At 47.4% G+C, this 13,547-nt stretch carries 22 protein-coding genes and 1 other annotated feature; of the genes, 13 read left to right on the top strand and 9 right to left on the bottom strand.

Going from position 1 to position 13,547, the window contains the following annotated elements:
• Positions 1-12 precede the first annotated feature (12 nt).
• From ACJHYD_RS03105 to ACJHYD_RS03055, 11 genes are all read left to right on the top strand, one after another.
• On the top strand, positions 13-321 hold the full coding sequence (locus ACJHYD_RS03105) for a hypothetical protein (RefSeq protein ID WP_032174195.1): 309 nt from the start codon (positions 13-15) through the stop codon (positions 319-321).
• Positions 318-1,229 carry a recombinase RecT gene (locus tag ACJHYD_RS03100; protein ID WP_272469312.1) on the top strand — a complete coding sequence of 304 codons (912 nt, stop codon included), beginning with the start codon at positions 318-320 and terminating at the stop codon, positions 1,227-1,229. Before ACJHYD_RS03105 ends, ACJHYD_RS03100 begins: the two co-directional genes overlap by 4 nt.
• Complete coding sequence (locus ACJHYD_RS03095) at positions 1,213-1,695, top strand: siphovirus Gp157 family protein (protein WP_023241301.1); 483 nt, start codon at positions 1,213-1,215, stop codon at positions 1,693-1,695. The genes ACJHYD_RS03100 and ACJHYD_RS03095 overlap by 17 nt, the downstream gene beginning before the upstream one ends.
• An 11-nt stretch (positions 1,696-1,706) precedes the next feature.
• Positions 1,707-2,021 carry a hypothetical protein gene (locus ACJHYD_RS03090; protein ID WP_272469313.1) on the top strand — a complete coding sequence of 105 codons (315 nt, stop codon included), beginning with the start codon at positions 1,707-1,709 and terminating at the stop codon, positions 2,019-2,021.
• Positions 2,022-2,037: 16 nt separating this feature from the next.
• Positions 2,038-2,319 carry a DUF5405 family protein gene (locus ACJHYD_RS03085; protein ID WP_000773125.1) on the top strand — a complete coding sequence of 94 codons (282 nt, stop codon included), beginning with the start codon at positions 2,038-2,040 and terminating at the stop codon, positions 2,317-2,319.
• The gene (locus ACJHYD_RS03080) at positions 2,316-2,483 is read left to right on the top strand and encodes a DUF2737 family protein (protein ID WP_001214455.1); all 168 of its coding nucleotides are present in this window, start codon (positions 2,316-2,318) and stop codon (positions 2,481-2,483) included. Before ACJHYD_RS03085 ends, ACJHYD_RS03080 begins: the two co-directional genes overlap by 4 nt.
• Positions 2,480-3,124 carry a hypothetical protein gene (locus ACJHYD_RS03075; RefSeq protein WP_135564016.1) on the top strand — a complete coding sequence of 215 codons (645 nt, stop codon included), beginning with the start codon at positions 2,480-2,482 and terminating at the stop codon, positions 3,122-3,124. The genes ACJHYD_RS03080 and ACJHYD_RS03075 overlap by 4 nt, the downstream gene beginning before the upstream one ends.
• Complete coding sequence (locus ACJHYD_RS03070; protein ID WP_410228799.1) at positions 3,121-3,816, top strand: ead/Ea22-like family protein; 696 nt, start codon at positions 3,121-3,123, stop codon at positions 3,814-3,816. Before ACJHYD_RS03075 ends, ACJHYD_RS03070 begins: the two co-directional genes overlap by 4 nt.
• Before the next feature lie 202 nt (positions 3,817-4,018).
• Positions 4,019-4,300: a hypothetical protein gene (locus ACJHYD_RS03065; protein WP_000026224.1), complete on the top strand. Its 282-nt coding sequence runs from the start codon at positions 4,019-4,021 to the stop codon at positions 4,298-4,300.
• An 88-nt stretch (positions 4,301-4,388) separates the two neighbouring features.
• Positions 4,389-4,556, top strand: a complete 168-nt coding sequence (locus ACJHYD_RS03060; RefSeq protein WP_001518157.1) for a hypothetical protein — start codon at positions 4,389-4,391, stop codon at positions 4,554-4,556.
• Between the two features lie 30 nt (positions 4,557-4,586).
• Complete coding sequence (locus ACJHYD_RS03055; RefSeq protein WP_000132739.1) at positions 4,587-4,778, top strand: helix-turn-helix transcriptional regulator; 192 nt, start codon at positions 4,587-4,589, stop codon at positions 4,776-4,778.
• Here ACJHYD_RS03055 and ACJHYD_RS03050 read toward each other — a convergent pair.
• Positions 4,759-5,937, bottom strand: coding sequence for a tyrosine-type recombinase/integrase (locus ACJHYD_RS03050; RefSeq protein WP_128457125.1), 1,179 nt, complete (start codon positions 5,935-5,937; stop codon positions 4,759-4,761). The two genes, ACJHYD_RS03055 and ACJHYD_RS03050, sit on opposite strands and share 20 nt — an antisense overlap.
• 181 nt (positions 5,938-6,118) lie before the next feature.
• Between ACJHYD_RS03050 and sbcB the strand changes: the two genes are divergently transcribed.
• Positions 6,119-7,543, top strand: coding sequence for an exodeoxyribonuclease I (gene sbcB, locus ACJHYD_RS03045; RefSeq protein WP_106475206.1), 1,425 nt, complete (start codon positions 6,119-6,121; stop codon positions 7,541-7,543).
• A gap of 42 nt (positions 7,544-7,585) precedes the next feature.
• Here the strand turns inward: sbcB and tsuB are convergent, their stop codons facing one another.
• The 8 genes from tsuB to yefM all read right to left on the bottom strand — a co-directional run bounded on the left by tsuB (position 7,586) and on the right by yefM (position 13,073).
• Complete coding sequence (gene tsuB / locus ACJHYD_RS03040; RefSeq protein WP_000985273.1) at positions 7,586-7,813, bottom strand: thiosulfate utilization sulfurtransferase TsuB/YeeD; 228 nt, start codon at positions 7,811-7,813, stop codon at positions 7,586-7,588.
• Positions 7,814-7,826: 13 nt separating this feature from the next.
• Positions 7,827-8,885 carry a thiosulfate utilization transporter TsuA/YeeE gene (tsuA, locus tag ACJHYD_RS03035; RefSeq protein ID WP_033547227.1) on the bottom strand — a complete coding sequence of 353 codons (1,059 nt, stop codon included), beginning with the start codon at positions 8,883-8,885 and terminating at the stop codon, positions 7,827-7,829.
• Positions 8,886-9,063: 178 nt separating this feature from the next.
• Entirely contained in the window at positions 9,064-10,422 is a 1,359-nt protein-coding gene (plaP, locus tag ACJHYD_RS03030; RefSeq protein WP_000019197.1) for a putrescine/proton symporter PlaP, read from the bottom strand.
• Positions 10,412-10,474 carry a membrane protein YoeI gene (gene yoeI / locus ACJHYD_RS03025; protein WP_010723108.1) on the bottom strand — a complete coding sequence of 21 codons (63 nt, stop codon included), beginning with the start codon at positions 10,472-10,474 and terminating at the stop codon, positions 10,412-10,414. Before yoeI ends, plaP begins: the two co-directional genes overlap by 11 nt.
• 214 nt (positions 10,475-10,688) lie before the next feature.
• Positions 10,689-11,618 (bottom strand): LysR substrate-binding domain-containing protein, encoded by a 930-nt coding sequence (locus ACJHYD_RS03020; RefSeq protein WP_000803351.1) that lies wholly within the window; start codon positions 11,616-11,618, stop codon positions 10,689-10,691.
• A 45-nt stretch (positions 11,619-11,663) separates the two neighbouring features.
• Positions 11,664-12,488, bottom strand: a complete 825-nt coding sequence (locus tag ACJHYD_RS03015; protein ID WP_000754756.1) for an SDR family oxidoreductase — start codon at positions 12,486-12,488, stop codon at positions 11,664-11,666.
• Positions 12,489-12,570: 82 nt separating this feature from the next.
• Positions 12,571-12,825: a type II toxin-antitoxin system mRNA interferase toxin YoeB gene (gene yoeB, locus ACJHYD_RS03010; protein WP_000767820.1), complete on the bottom strand. Its 255-nt coding sequence runs from the start codon at positions 12,823-12,825 to the stop codon at positions 12,571-12,573.
• Entirely contained in the window at positions 12,822-13,073 is a 252-nt protein-coding gene (gene yefM / locus ACJHYD_RS03005; RefSeq protein WP_001259255.1) for a YoeB-YefM toxin-antitoxin system antitoxin YefM, read from the bottom strand. Before yefM ends, yoeB begins: the two co-directional genes overlap by 4 nt.
• 282 nt (positions 13,074-13,355) lie before the next feature.
• Here yefM and hisL point away from each other — a divergent pair, with 282 nt between their 5' ends.
• Positions 13,356-13,406, top strand: coding sequence for a his operon leader peptide (gene hisL, locus ACJHYD_RS03000; protein WP_001364200.1), 51 nt, complete (start codon positions 13,356-13,358; stop codon positions 13,404-13,406).
• Positions 13,382-13,505 (top strand) — a sequence feature (His leader region). Its footprint overlaps the gene before it by 25 nt.
• Positions 13,506-13,547 lie beyond the last annotated feature (42 nt).

Below are 13,547 nucleotides of genomic sequence, written 5' to 3'. Positions count from 1 at the left end.
AGGAGAAAGATGATGATTCTGACTCTGAAAGATGAGCGTGAAATATCGCAAATAATCGCAAGTTTTACTGATGAAGATTACGAACGAATCAACAGTGAAGTTGATCGCCTCTGCAAACGTTGCGACCCAATAAGCGAAATGCTTCGCTCATATAAACCAGATGAACACACTAAGGACGCTATCGACTGGCTGGAAGATTATGACTGTAACTATCAGGAAAAAGCCGCTGAATGGTTCTGGGATGCAATAACCGAAAGAGTTAAGGCTGAATATGCCTTCGCAATATTCAAACGCAGACACGTTTATGGAGAAGCAGCATGAGCAATATCGTTGAATTCGTTAAACAGCAAGAGCAGTTATTCTGCGGAGCATTGACTGAACAGACGGTGACATGGGCTAAGGAAAGCCAGTTTGCAATTCAGTATTTCCAGAAAAATGATTACCTGGCTAAAACAGCACTGGCAAATCCAACCAGCGCACAGAACGCCATCATCAATGTTGCGGCGATCGGTATCACCTTAAACCCGGCTAGCAAACTGGCTTATCTGGTTCCGCGCGACGGCATGGTGTGCCTTGATATCAGTTATATGGGATTGCTCCATATTGCAATGGAGTCTGGTGTTATCTCATGGGGTCAGGCAAAACTTGTTCATGCTAACGATACCTATGAGTCAAACGGGCTTGATAAAGCACCAACCCATAAATACAACGCCTTCGGTGATCGTGGTGATATCGTTGGCGTTTACTGCACAGTTAAGACGCCAGCAGGTGATTATCTAACGGAAGAGATGAGTCTGGCTGAAATTGAGGCTGTAAGGAAAACAAGCAAGGCAGCATTCAGCGATAAAGGACCATGGGTAAATCACTGGAATGAGATGGCGCGAAAGACGGTCGTAAAGCGTGCAAGCAAGTATTGGCCTAAGGCATCACGTCTTGATAGTGCTATTCACGTACTAAACGAAGAAGAAGGTGTGTGGACTGAACCAGTTATGCCGCACAAATCAGAGGAAGATATCCGCGAAGATGAACGGAAACGCCAGCAGAAAATAATGGATAAAGCACAACTTCTTTGCGATGAAATGGCTCAGGCAGAAAACATGGATGATTTGAAGCGATATTTTGCAGAAGCATATCGCCTGACATCTGGAATGAAATTGCAGCAGAACGTACAAGCCATTTACATAGAATGCAAAGCGAAACTGGAGGTTGCCAGTGAGCAAACTGTATGAAATAGCCAATGAATACGCAAAGCTGATGGATTCAGATTTAGAGCCAGAGATGATTGCTGACACAATAGAAGGCATGGAAGGAGAATTTACCGATAAAATAGAGCAACTTCTTTCCGTCATTAAAAACGAATCTGGTTATGCTGAACGCCTCAAGGAAGAGGCAAAGTCACTAAATGAGCGAGCCGCAGTAATTCAAAATAAGATTGACAGCATTATGGCGTATATAGCGTCATCGCTTGAAATGGTTGGCAAGAAAAAGATTCGAGCAGGTATTCACCAGGTAACAATCCGCAAACCGTCAGAAACTGTAGAAATCATCGACTCAAGCGCCCTTCCTCCTGAATACGTTGAGTTTGAAACGACAATTAAAGCCGACAAACTGGCAATCAAACACCAACTAAAAGCAGGAATAAATATCCCCGGCGCTCAACTCAAAGTTGGGAAACCTTCACTTCTTATCAAATAACGGTATCGACTATGAAAAAGACTCCATGGGAGAAATGGGAAGTCGATTTCTTGCGCGAAGTAGCGGCGACAATGCCAGTTGAAGTTATCGCTGAAAAACTGGAAAGGACTGAAAAAGCAGTAATGGCGAAAGCAACAAGGATTGGCGCTGACATTGTTAGCCGACTTCGTGGAAGACGCTGGACAAGAGCCGAAGTATCACTTTTCGGTAAGTTCCCCGTAGAAGAAATAGCAATTGCAACCTGCCGCTCAATTTATTCAGTAAGAGCTATGCGATACAAGCTAAAAAAACTCGATGAAGAAAGAGCAGGCATACGAATAAATTAACATGGAATAATTAACAATGAAGCTAAACATCGACCTCGGAAAATACGTTATTACCGGAACCAAACACGACCTGATTCTTAGTGAAAGAGGAATTATCAAAGAAGGTGAGAATGCAGGGAAAGAAACACTAAGCCGTATCGGTTATTACAGCAAGTTTGAGCATCTGGTTAAAGAGTTATGTAACCGTGAAATCCTGTTATCTCAGGCGCAGACGCTACAGGATATTCAGCAACATATCGAGACTTTAGGTGTGTCACTTAGCATGGCTGTTGACCAGTTCGTGGAGAGTAAATCATGAGAGGACTTGCATACAATCCCGGCATTCTTCCGGCAGAAATGATTATTCGCCAACGCGTAAAGCCAATGCCATCGAGAGAGGAATTACTTAAGAGAAATTCTTTTCCTTCAGTGAATCAAAACAAATATCTGAATGCGATGTGGCGCAAAGGAGGCAGCCAGTGAATAACCGCTTTTACATGATGTGCTTGCGTGAAACTGTGGGTAATAACGCTTCATTCCATTGCCATAACGGCAATGGTTACAGTTCTGATATCGATCGCGCTCATGTTTACACGCTGGAAGAAGCCCAAAAAACCTGGAATTGTGGTCGAGATATCGATCAGCCTGTTTGCGCTGATAGCGTGGATGCAATGGCAGTGTGGCACGTTGATTGCCAGTACATCCCTACAGAAAGCCTGATTGAGTCAGATTGCACTGCGTATGTGGCCTACAAAAAAGGTAGCTGGAACGGCAACGATGTTTACTGGCTTCAACACGGTGGATTGCCAACAGATGACTTCAGTAAAGCGACCATCTTTAGCGTCGCCAACAAAAACGAACCAGGAATAGTTTGGTTGCCATTTCCCATTGCTGATGCAGCAAAGCGCCGGACGTTCAATATCAATAACTTTAACCGCAGAACAATGGTTCAGGGCGCAGGTTTGGTCATGCCTGACTGGTTGAAAGAGCAGAACAGAAGAAAGAAGTCGCGAAGCGGGAAGGTGCGTTGGAATTGTCCGCATTGCGGAAAAATCACCTGGCAGTACAGCCCATATGATTTTGAAGGCTGTAGTGATTACAACTGTGAAGGATGGCGAGAATGACAATTGACTATCAGGCACTGCGTGAAGCGGCAGAAAAAGCAACGTGTGGTGAGTGGTCGCTCGAATATGGAAAGGGCCGATTTGATGGTGATGATGCACTAATTCATCGTGAAGTTGCTGGATATATTCCTATTTGCAGAATTGAAGGAGCGCATCCTGAAAGCGGTTTCGATGAAGATTTCCAAATGGAACAGCAGGCCAATGCTGAATTCATCGCCGCAGCCAATCCGGCTACCGTGCTGGCACTGCTGGATGAACGGGAAAGAAACCAGCAATACATCAAACGCCGCGACCAGGAGAACGAGGATATTGCGCTAACGGTAGGGAAGCTGCTAATCGAAAACGGCCGGCTTGTTGCCGATACGCTACGCCACTTAGCTGATAACGAAATCGACTCTGATTATTTTGCTATCACCTCAACGAATGAGAACGGTACTGAAATTGATCATGAGATGGCTATTACCGATTACGCACTGCAAGCTGCCGGAACTGTAGACGAATTGGTTGCGGCGCTGGAATCCGCAGAGAATCGCATAGCAGAACTGGAGGAGCGGGAAATACTGCTCCCGGAACGTAGCAGCATGCTTCATCGAACAGATTTTCACGATGATTACCAAACGGTAATGGCATACAAAGTTTCTGAGGTCATCGCTGCAATCCGCGCCGCTGGCATTCGCATCAAAGGAGAGTGAGATGAGCAGGAATACGGGTTTGTAAAAGATAACGCTTGTGAAAATGCTGAATTTCGCGTCGTCTTCACAGCGATGCCAGAGTCTGTAGTGTCAGATGATGACCGTACTCAAACATCGGGTTGAGTATTATCTTACTGTTTCTTTACATAAACATTGCTGATACCGTTTAGCTGAAACGACATACATTGCAAGGAGTTTATAAATGAGTATCAATGAGTTAGAGTCTGAGCAAAAAGATTGGGCGTTATCAATGTTGTGCAGATCCGGTGTCTTGTCTCCATGCAGACATCACGAAGGTGTTTATGTAGATGAAGGTATAGATATAGAGTCGGCATACAAATATTCCATGAAGGTTTATAAGTCTAATGAAGACAAATCCCCATTCTGCAATGTGCGAGAAATGACTGATACCGTGCAAAATTATTATCACGAGTACGGTGGAAACGATACTTGCCCTCTCTGTACAAAACATATAGATGATTAAACCAAATATTACATAACAATCCTCGCACTCGCGGGGATTTCTTTTATCTGAACTCGCTACGGCGGGTTTTGTTTTATGGAGATGATAAATGCACTTCCGAGTCACAGGTGAATGGAATGGAGAGCCATTCGACAGGGTTATCGAAGCAGAGGACATCAACGACTGCTATAACCACTGGATGATATGGGCGCAGATAGCGCATGCAGACGTAACCAATATTCGAATTGAAGAACTGAAAGAACACCAAGCCGCCTGATGGCGGTTTCTTTTTGCCTGGAGAATTAAGATGACCGATACCAGCCTGATTCCTGAGAAAGAAGTGATGAACAAGCTCGGTGTTTCATCACGTCAGACAATCTGGAACTATACCAAACGGCACGGATTTCCGAAGCCAGTCAGAACCCACCCCAAATCATACCTTCGTGAAGCTGTTGAGGGGTGGATTCTTAACGGTGGCGTTAATCAGAAATGCTCCTGATGTGCCAGAACAATTTATCAGCGTGAAGCTCATACGCTTTGCGCTGAGCCTCTATCCAGTCGTGTTTATTGTACACGGACATTATCCCGCCAAGTTCATGACCGAGCATTCGCTCAGTAACATGAGGCTCGACATTCATCTCGGACAGACGTGTAACAAGCGTTCTTCTGAAATCATGTGTTCGCCAGTAACCTATATCCATCCCTCCCCTTATTCTATTTACGAATCGGTTGGCTGCAGCGATGCTGATCGGTTTGTTTATGTCTTCTCCAGGGAAAAGAACATCATTGTACGTTGTCATGGCCTTTTCGAGGAAAGGCTTAATTTGTTCGAAGATTGGACGGCGGATAACATTACCCATCTTGCTATGCTCTTTCGGTACGGTCCATACGTTTTCCAGCAGGTCAAATTCTGTCTTTGTTGCCAGCCTAAGCTCTGAGAGCCTCGCCCCCCACAGCATAAGCATCTGATGAAGTAGCTTATTTGACGTAGATGCACGGCTTCTTTCAATAGCAAGCCAAATCTTAGCCAGTTCGTGATACGACAGTACCCGATCCCCTATCTCAGCGCGGGAGCCGAAGTCCCTTGGTTGGATGCTCATAATTGCGCAACTATCTATCAACTGACGACGCATGCACCAACTTATTGCTGATCTTAGTTGACTTAGCACCTGCCTTGCTCGGCGTGGATTATCTCTTTCTTCTTCGGTAAGCAGGTCAACCCATTGCTTAACCGTGATAGAAGATGCCGGACGATTAGGAAAGGCGTCATGCATGCGCTTCATAACCGTTGATCGGTAAAGTGCCTGGGTCTTTTCTCTGAGAGTTGTAGAGACGTAGTTGTCGAACCAGTAGTCGAGACACTGGGCGACCGTCATGGAGTTCTCCACCTTCTCTTCAAAATAAGTGCGTGGATCCGTTCCTGAGAAATAGAGCTTTCGCAAGTCAGCAGTGATCTGTCTGGCATCCTTCAAAGACAGGGATGGGTATCGACCAAGCCCAAGTCGATTAGGCTTGCCATGCCAGCGATAGCGGTACTGGAACTGGATGACCCCCTTCGGTGAAATTCGTACGCTGAGGCCATCGGCATCAGCCACTTCTTGTGGGCCCGAATATGGTTTACCATAAATAGTACGCAGTTTTGTGTCGCTTATAGCCATAAATAATATTTGGTACGCTCAAAAATAATGGTTTGGTACACATCTGGTACACAATATCACATGGACAACAGCGCACAGTAAACAACTATATTTGACGTTCGTAGACATACTCAGGTGAAAAAATGGTTGTTTTTCGAGTTATAACAGACAGTTAATTAACTACAGTGGACAATGCTAGACAATGACAGACACAGATAAACAACCTACCTTCCTCTTTCACGATTACGAAACCTTTGGAACGCACCCCGCGTTAGATCGCCCTGCACAGTTCGCAGCCATTCGCACTGATAACGAATTCAATGTCATCGGCGAACCCGAAGTCTTTTACTGCAAGCCCGCGGATGACTATTTACCCCAGCCAGGAGCAGTATTAATTACCGGTATTACCCCGCAGGAAGCACGGGCGAAAGGAGAAAACGAAGCCGCGTTTGCCGCTCGTATTCACTCACTTTTTACCGTACCGAAGACCTGTATTCTGGGCTACAACAATGTGCGTTTCGACGACGAAGTCACACGCAACGTTTTTTATCGTAATTTCTACGATCCTTACGCCTGGAGCTGGCAGCATGATAACTCGCGCTGGGATTTACTGGATGTTATGCGTGCCTGTTATGCCCTGCGCCCGGAAGGAATAAACTGGCCTGAAAATGATGACGGTCTACCGAGCTTTCGCCTTGAGCATTTAACCAAAGCGAATGGTATTGAACATAGCAACGCCCACGATGCGATGGCTGATGTGTACGCCACTATTGCGATGGCGAAACTGGTAAAAACGCGTCAGCCACGCCTGTTTGATTATCTCTTTACCCATCGTAATAAACACAAACTGATGGCGTTGATTGATGTTCCGCAGATGAAACCCCTGGTTCACGTTTCCGGAATGTTTGGGGCATGGCGCGGCAATACAAGCTGGGTGGCACCGCTGGCGTGGCATCCTGAAAATCGCAATGCCGTAATTATGGTGGATTTGGCAGGAGACATTTCGCCATTACTGGAGCTGGATAGCGACACATTGCGCGAGCGTTTATATACCGCAAAAGTCGATCTTGGCGATAACGCCGCCGTTCCGGTTAAGCTGGTGCATATCAATAAATGTCCGGTGCTGGCCCAGGCGAATACGCTACGCCCGGAAGATGCCGACCGACTGGGAATTAATCGTCAGCATTGCCTCGATAACCTGAAAATTCTGCGTGAAAATCCGCAAGTGCGTGAAAAAGTGGTGGCGATATTCGCGGAAGCCGAACCGTTTACGCCTTCAGATAACGTGGATGCACAGCTTTATAATGGCTTTTTTAGCGACGCCGATCGTGCAGCAATGAAAATTGTGCTGGAAACCGAGCCGCGTAATTTACCGGCACTGGATATCACTTTTGTCGATAAACGGATTGAAAAGCTGTTGTTCAATTATCGGGCGCGCAACTTCCCGGGGACGCTGGATTATGCCGAGCAGCAACGCTGGCTGGAGCACCGCCGCCAGGTATTCACACCCGAGTTTTTACAAGGCTATGCAGAAGAGATTCAGATGCTGGCACAGCAGTATGCCGACGATAAAGAAAAAGTGGCGCTGTTAAAAGCGCTTTGGCAGTACGCGGAAGAGATTGTCTAATGTGAAGCCTCCGCCGCTGGTACGGCGGAGGACAATGTTGAGTCAGGCTTTTTGAACGGTGATGCTCCACGCTGCATCGCCAATCTGCTGATAATCGGTGATTGCATGTCCTTCTTCTGCCGCCCACTGCGGGATTGCTTCAGTTGCCTGGGTGCAATCAAACTCAATTACCAACTCATCGCCGCTGGCCATTTCTGCCAGTGCTGCTTTTGCTTCTATGAGTGGAAACGGACAGACCTGCGTCACCACATCCAGCTTTTTAATCGCCATCTTTACACCTTACTTAATTTGCCGCAGCAGTTGCCAGCCGCGCCTTACGCTGCGGTCGAACATACATAAGCCAGGACGCAGTCCAGACTCCGAGAATCATAAATACAAGGCCAACCCAGCCCTGCCAGGTCATCATTGCAGTCATAACCAGTCCATTACCGATAGAGCAACCACCTGCAATGCTGGCACCGAAGCCCATCAGCACACCACCTAACCCGCTACGTAATGTTGTTTGTGCATCAGCAGCGCGAACGCGGAACTCACGGCTCGCTTTGGCGGCAATAAATGACCCCACGAAGATCCCTAACACCAGGAAAACGCCCCAGTTAATGTATTTCACGTCACCCGCGACCAGAAATTGCAGAATATTGGCCGTTGGGGAAGTGATGCCTAACCCAAACATACGTCCGGTTGCTTCACTCAGGGGCCAGGCTAAAAGCGCAATCAAACCGATGAGTACAGCTGTGACAAAGGGATGCCAGCGTTTTTCAAACAGAATATGAGCGATCCCGGTTCGGCGCGGCGGTAAGGTCGCGACTTTGAGTTTTGGCTTCTTCAACTCTTTCATCACCACCCAGAGCGTTATCACCAGCAAAACGGCAACCAACGGCCACACAGACAAATTAAAAGTATCAGCAATAGAGTTATGTTCAGTAGTGTAGTGCTGCAAGGTTTGATTTAAACCACTGGCGTGTGGAGAACGCATCACCGCACTCATCACCATATAAGTGAAAAGCGCGATCCAACTGCCGATCAATCCCTCACCCGCGCGATACCAGGTCCCGGTGGCACATCCACCCGCCAGAACAATTCCCAGCCCGAAAAGATACCCACCTATAACAGTACCAAGCCACGGGAACGCCCCGGCTTCGTAAGTCAGTAGGCCCGCCTGAATTAACGCAAAAACCCCCACGCTTTGTACCGAAATTGCAATCAGCAAGGCGTAAAACATGCGATTATTTTTCGCGATATACATATCGCGAAAACCACCAGTCAGGCAAAAACGCCCACGCTGCATGACAAATCCCAGCAGAGCACCACAAATTAGCCCGCTTAATATCATTGAAAACATAAATTAATTAACCAGATGAATGTTAATGGGGAAATTATTCATGACTGGTGGAATGCAGACCAATAACCAAATTATCTAAATTAGAACAAATGGTTATTAATGAGGATTTCGATAAAAAAGAATAAAAAAACCGGAGCCAAATGTTCATTCGACTCCGGTTTATTATTAGAAAAGATGATTATGCTACGTCTTCGTACTGCGGAACCGGGTTACGGAAACTCTTGGTTACGCAAGCCAGGTAAATCAGACCGATAGCAGCCCAGATCAGACCCAGAACCATTGAGCTTTCTTCCAGGTTAACCCACAGCGCACCAACGGTCAGCGCACCACACATCGGCAGGAACAGATACTGGAAGTGATCTTTCAGCGTCTTGTTACGCTTCTCACGAATCCAGAACTGCGAAATAACCGACAGGTTAACGAAGGTGAACGCCACCAGCGCACCAAAGTTAATCAGCGCCGTAGCCATTACCAGGTCGAAGTTGATTGCCAGCAGAGCAATCGCGCCAACCAGGATGATGTTCATCGCCGGAGTACGCCATTTCGGGTGTACATAACCGAAGAAGCTTTTCGGGAACACGCCATCACGCCCCATTACGTACATCAGACGCGCTACGCCTGCGTGCGCCGCCATACCGGACGCCAGTACGGTAATGGTGGAGAAGATCAGCGCGCCAACCTGGAACGCTTTACCCGCAACGTACAGCATGATTTCAGGCTGTGACGCATCCGGATCTTTAAAGCGAGAGATATCCGGGAAATACAGTTGCAGGAAGTAAGTTGCAAAGATGAAGATCATGCCGCCGATCAGCGCGGTCAGGAAAATCGCACGCGGGATCACGCGCTCTGCATCTTTGGTTTCTTCCGACAGGTTGCTGATGCCGTCAAAGCCGGTAAAGGAGAAGCACAGGATTGTCGCCCCGGTAATCATCGGGATAACATGCGCATCGCCAGACCAGAACGGACGAGTGCTCGCCAGCGTACCCGCGCCTTCACCTTCAAATACGCCATAAACAACCATGCCCAGGATCACCGCGATCAGCACTACCTGCAACACGACGATTACAGTGTTGAAGTTCGCTACGGATTTCAGACTACGCAGGTTAAAGGCGGTCATAAAGGCCACCAGCGCCACCACAAACATCCACGATGGAATGGAAGGCACCAGAGCTTCAAAATAGATTTTCGCCAGCAGAATGTTGATCATCGGCGCGAACAGATAGTCGAGCAGAGAAGACCAACCCACCATAAAGCCGACAGTCGGGCTAATGGATTTCTGGGCGTAAGTGTATGCAGAGCCAGCAGAAGGATAGCGGCGAACCAGCTTCCCGTAGCTCAGAGCCGTAAACAGGATCGCAATCAATGCGAACGCATAGGCTGTCGGCACATGACCATCCGTGAGGCCTGAAACGATACCAAAAGTATCAAACAGCGTCATCGGCTGCATATAGGCAAGACCCATCATTACAACCGGAACTAACGTAAGCGTTTTACGCAATTCCACGCGAGAGGTGTTTGGAGTAACGTTATGCGACATGGTCATTCTCCTTTACGGTGATAACCGTCGCGTAAGCAAAAAATTGCCCCATTTTTTTGGATTCCTCAGCGACAACAACTGTCGATTTTTAGTAAATATCTATCCGGTACGAAGCCCGGCCTCTTGGTATGAATGATTGGTTTGAAGCAAAAAATAACCGACGCTGATGAAACGTCGGTTTTTAGTCATTTTTTGACAGCGGCGCATTGTGCCTAAATGGGGGGGAAATGACAAGAGAATGAGAGGCTTGTCATAATAATTTTTCTTTAAATGGCTGATTTTCCGTCATCAGATTTTGCATAAACACCGGCGATCGCACTATTTGCTAAAATTTCATCTCGCCACCAGCCGCTGGCAAGCCCTGCGGTCTGTTCGTTCCAGCCAATCCAGACGGGTTCAAAGAGAGTTTGGGCAACCACTTTCTTCTCGATTAACGCGCCACTATCGAGAAAACGTTGCGCCAGATAACGGGGTAAATAGCCGCAGCCAAGGCCGCTAATTTGCAGCTCCAGCTTGGTTTTAAAATCGAAAACGGTAATGGCTTCTTGTTCGTCGAGAAGTTGTGAGGCCGTAGAAGCGCCTGCCTGCGCAGTATCCCCCACCACAATCGCCCGATATCGCTTAATGATACGACGGTTTAACGGTTCTTCTTCCAGGGCTAACGGATGATGTGGCGCGACCGCAAAGACTTGTTCCAGATCGCCTAACCGCGAGAAACCAAACTCACTGGAAGATGGTGGCTCATGCATCGCGCCAACAATAATATCCGCTCGCCCCTGAGTCAGGGCATCCCAGGAACCACCGAGTACGCCATTGATAAACTTCAGGCGCGTCACACTATGATGTTGATAAAAAGCTTCAATCAGTGGCGCAAGCAGAGAAAAAGGAAACGTGTCGTCCACGCCAATCACCAGCTCGTTTTCCCAGCCTTCATGCAGTTTGATCGCCTGCTTTTCCAGTTCCCGCACGGTATGCAGAACTTCCCGCCCTTTCTCTAATAACATTTTTCCGGTACGGGTGAATTTAGCGCGGTGACCGCTACGATCAAGCAATTGAATATTAAGGTCGCTTTCCAGCTTGTGAACGGTGTAACTCAGAGCGGACGGCGTCTTGTAGAGTTTGGCCGACGCCGCCGCAAAACTGCCTTCTTTTTCTAAGGCATCGAGGATCATCAACACATCCAGCAGTGGTTTCATACACGCCCCCTTGCAGTGTATGCGGCGTCCTGCTGGCGTGATCGTTTACTCCAGCGGCATTACCAGCGGATCGGGATACTGGTATTCAAACCCCAGTTCATTACAAATCCGACTGCCATCAATAATCTTACCTTTGCCGCTGTCCAGACTATTTCTGAACTGCGGAGGTTCCAGCCCCAGTAAACGGGCCATCTGCGGATAGAAAACATTACGCGCAGGGTGAGCTGGCGCACATATATTATAGATGTGTCCGCCTTTAGGTGCCTGTAACAACAGAGTGATAGCGCCAATAACATCTTCTAAATGGACTAAATTAACACCATGTTCACCATCAGGGGCGGTTTTTCCGGCAAAGAAGCGTCCGGGATGACGTCCCGGTCCGACCAGCCCCGCAAGACGCAGAATATCGACCGAAGTACCGGGTAAATTGTGCAGCCAGTCTTCGAGCTCTTCTAATACTCGTCCACTGTTGGTCACCGGATTACGCGGGGTAGTTTCTTTCACCGTGCCTTGCGCATCGCCATAGACAGATGTTGAGCTGGTGAAAATAATGCGGGGAATACGATGGGCCAGCGCGCTATCCACTAACTCTTGTACCGCTTGTAAATAGAACTCATCGCCGGGGCCGCTACGACGTGCCGGAAGCGTAATGACCAGCGCATCGGTATCCATCAGGGCATCCAGATCGTCAGAATCGCAAACTAACTCAGGCTCCATGCGAAGCAGATAACTATCAATGCCACTCATTCGGGCCGCTTCGACACCATCTTGCGTGGTTTTACTCCCGGTGACTTGCCAGCCTCGCGCTGAAAGTGACATCGCCAGCGGCATGCCTAACCACCCTAACCCGACAATTGCGACCTTTTTCATCCGTTATCTCCTGATACACCTTAGATCTATAAGGCTACGCTAGCGTATCAAAACTGACAATTCATTCTATGAATGAATCTGTTCAATAATGATAACGACATGCTGCAATGAGCAGTGAATCGTCGGTAACCGCGTATACCAGACGGTGCTCCTCTGTAATGCGTCGGGACCAGAAGCCTGACAAATTATGCTTCAGGGGTTCTGGCTTCCCCTTACCTTCAAATGGTGTTCTGCGGGTATCTTTGATAAGTTCAATGATCTTTTTAACAATTCGCTTATCTGTTTCCTGCCAGTACAGATAATCATCCCATGACTCCTCAGACCAGATTAGTTTCACTCAATAATGTCCTTTTCCGTTCCTTTGCCTGATTTCAGGCTATCGATTGAGTCCATCAATCTCCGGGCGTTAGCGGGGGAGCGCAGTAGATAAGCCGTCTCTTCCAGCGAGTTGTATTCTTCGAGTGACATCAGAACACAAGCCTCTCCATTCTGACGAGTAATAAGGATCGGGGCATGATCTTCAACGGCTTTCATCATTGTTGCCGACAAATTCTGACGCGCTTCGCTGTAGCTAATTGTACGCATATCAATCTCCTCTTATGTACAGCTCATTGTACAATGATGGGCGTTAATTAACTATTTATTAATTAGTTTGTAGATCAAGATATTGTCAGTGAGACGAAAATCCAGGCTTCGCTATTTTTGGTGCCGTCAGGTTAGAGGACAGTCCTCTTAGCCCCCTCCTTTCCCCGCTCATTCATTAAACAAATCCATCGCCATAAAATATATAAAAAAGCCCTTGCTTTCTAACGTGAAAGTGGTTTAGGTTAAAAGACATCAGTTGAATAAACATTCACAGAGACTTTTATGACACGCGTTCAATTTAAACACCACCATCATCACCATCATCCTGACTAGTCTTTCAGGCGGTGTGTGCTGGAAGACATTCAGATCTTCCAGTGGTGCATGAACGCATGAGAAAGCCCCCGGAAGATCACCTTCCGGGGGCTTTTTTATTGCGCTGTTGATAACGGTTCAGACAGGTTTAAAGAGGAATAA

Origin of the sequence: Escherichia sp. WS1368 (genome assembly GCF_046487485.1) — a bacterium.
GTDB classification, from domain to species: domain Bacteria; phylum Pseudomonadota; class Gammaproteobacteria; order Enterobacterales; family Enterobacteriaceae; genus Escherichia; species Escherichia coli.
This window is presented reverse-complemented; position numbering and strand designations above follow the sequence as displayed.